2 protein-coding genes are annotated in these 2,778 nt (G+C 69.0%); both read left to right on the forward strand.

Going from position 1 to position 2,778, the window contains the following annotated elements:
• The coding region (locus Q0K43_RS11660; protein ID WP_297290695.1) for an ATP-binding protein at positions 1–2,138 on the forward strand (2,138 nt) is incomplete at its 5' end.
• Positions 2,139–2,206: 68 nt separating this feature from the next.
• Positions 2,207–2,778: signal peptidase I (lepB, locus tag Q0K43_RS11665; protein WP_366086412.1), on the forward strand; the 572-nt coding region annotated here is incomplete at its 3' end.

Raw genomic sequence — 2,778 nt, forward strand, 5'->3', positions numbered from 1 at the left:
GGCTGAATATCATCGAGGCCCCCAACGAGGGGGGCAAGTCCACCTGGTCGGCCTTCCTGCGGGCCATGCTCTACGGCGTCAACACCAAGGAGCGGGACAAGCAGGGCTACATTGCCGAAAAGAACCGCTACCAGCCCTGGAACGGCGGGGCGATGGAGGGCGTGGTGGAGCTGGAGTGGAAGGGGGAGAGGATCACCCTTCGCCGTGGCCCCAAGGGGGGTACCCCCTTCGGCAAATTTGAGGCGGTGTATACCGACACCGGGGAACCGGTCCCCTTCCTCACTGCCGACAACGTGGGGGAGACCCTCATCGGTGCCCCCAGAGAGGTCTTTGAACGCTCCGCCTTTATCGGCCAGGGGGGCGCGGCCATCGACGGCGCCCCCGCCCTGGAGGCCCGCATCGCCGCCTTGGCCTCCAGCGGAGAGGAGGACGTGTCCTGCTCCCAGGTGGAGCGCCGCCTGCGGGACTGGCTCAACCGCCGCAGGCACAACAAGACCGGCCTCATCCCCAAACTGGAGGAGGAGCTGACCGACATCGGGGAGACCGAGGGCCGTCAGGCCAAGGCCTTCCGGCTGGCCCAGGAGGCCCGCCGGGAGATGGACAAGCTCCGGAGGGAGCATCAGACCCTCCAGGCCGAGCGGGACGCCCACCTGGCCCGGGCGATGGCAGTCCGCCGCCAGCGGTGGGAGGAGGCCCAGGCCGCCCTGGCAGCGGCCAGGGAGCAGGTGGACACCATCGAAGGGGAACTCAACCGCTACGGTACGCCCCCCGACAAGGCCGCCCTCCAAAAGGCCCAGGGGGAGCTGAACCAGCTCAACGCCCTGCACACCAGCCGCAAGCAGGCTGAGGTCAGGCTGGAGGAGGCCAAAGCCGCCGAGGCCCAGGCCGCCGCCGACGCGGCAGATCCCCTTTTTTCAGACATGACCCCCGACCAGGCCTGGGAGCAGGCCGGCGCCGACGCCCAGGCGGCGGGGGAGGCCCCCCGCTGCGGCGGGCTGTACGCCGGGGGCGCCGTTGCCCTGGCGCTGGCCGCCGGGGCGCTGGTGCTGGCCGTTGCCGGCGTGCTGCCCGCCCTGTGGATGGGGGGCGCGGCCTGCGGCGTGCTGGCTGTGGCTGGCGTGGGCCTGTTGGTGGTCGCCTGCCTGCGGAAAAAGCGGGCCGGGGTTCTGGCGGCGGAGCTGCTGGAACGCTACGAGGCGGAGAGCCCCGAGGACATCCTGGCCCGGGCCAGCGCCTACCGGGAGGCCCAGGTGGTAGCCGGACAGGCCGCCAAACAGAGGGAGAGCGCCCAGAGCGATCTGGACGCCCTCATAGCCCAGGACGAGAACACCCGCAAGGCGTTGCTGGAGCTGGTTCACCCCTTTGCACCCACGGTGAAGGACACCTTCGGGGTGTCGGCGGCCCTGTCCCGTACCCTCCAGCTGGAGGAGGGGCTGGCCACCGCCCGGGTGAAGCTGGAAGGGGCTCAGCGGCTGGCCGCCAGTCTGCCCAGGCCGGAGGAGGTGGCGGCCGACCCCGGGGTGGAGCCCCGGTTCGACCCCGCCGAGACGGCGGCCCGGCTGAACGCGGCGGAGGGGGAGCTGTCCCGGCTGCGCAGCGGCCTGGCCATGGCCCAGGGGGAGCTGAACACCCTGGGGGACCCGGCGGAGCTGGAACTGCGGAAGGAGACCGCCCGGGAGGAGCTGGAGCGGCGGCAGGAGGAATACGCCGCCCTGGAGATCGCCCTCAAGGCTTTGGATCAGGCCCACGCGGGGCTTCAGGCCCGGTTCTCCCCCGCCCTCAACCGTCTGGCCGGGGACTATCTGGCCCGCCTCACCGGCGGCAAGTACGATAAGGTGTCCCTCACCCGGCAGTTTGAGGCCCTGGCCCAGGAGGCTGGCGGCCTCCAGCCCCGGCGGGCCATCGCCCTGTCCCAGGGGACGGCGGATCAGCTCTATCTGGCGGTGCGTCTGGCGGTGTGCCGGCTGGCGCTGCCCCAGGAGGAGCCCTGCCCCCTGGTGTTGGACGACGCCCTGACCAACTTCGACGACAGCCGCATGGCCCTGGCCCTGGCGTGCCTGGAGAAGCTGGGGGGGCAGCGGCAGATTCTGCTCTTCACCTGCCACAGTCGGGAGAAGGCCTGGCAGCAGGGCCGCTGACGCGAATTTCCCTTGCAATCGGGGGAAAATAAAGCTATAATGTTTCATAATTCAAGCGTATGGAGCTGATGGCATTGGCAAAAGAAAAGACCCAGGAGCAGGAGCTGGAGGGGAAGGACGCCCTGAAGGTGGACCTCTACTTCTGGTTGCAGGCCCTGGTGATGGTGCTGGTGGCCCTGATCCTCATCTTCACCTTTGTGGGACGCATCATCGGCGTGGTGGGCTCCTCCATGTACCCCACCCTCCACGACGGGGACCTGCTGCTGCTGCAAAGCATCGGCTATACCCCGAAACAGGGGGACGTGGTGGTGCTGACCAAGGAGTTTGACGCCTCCGAAGGCCCCATCGTCAAGCGGGTCATCGCCACCGGCGGCCAGCATGTGGTCATTGACTACGACGCCGGCACCGTCACCGTGGACGGCGTGGTGCTGGACGAGCCCTATATCAACCCCGAGGAGGATATGCGCCGGCCCGGCGGGGAGACCATCACCGACGTGGTGGTACCCGAGGGTTCCATCTTCGTTATGGGGGACAACCGCAACCACTCCTCCGACAGCCGGGACGTGACCCTGGGCACGGTGGACGAGCGGTATGTGCTGGGCCGGGCCCTGTGGGTGATCCTGCCCTTCCAGGATTTCGG

The organism is uncultured Flavonifractor sp., from assembly GCF_944383115.1.
Lineage (GTDB): Bacteria > Bacillota > Clostridia > Oscillospirales > Oscillospiraceae > Flavonifractor.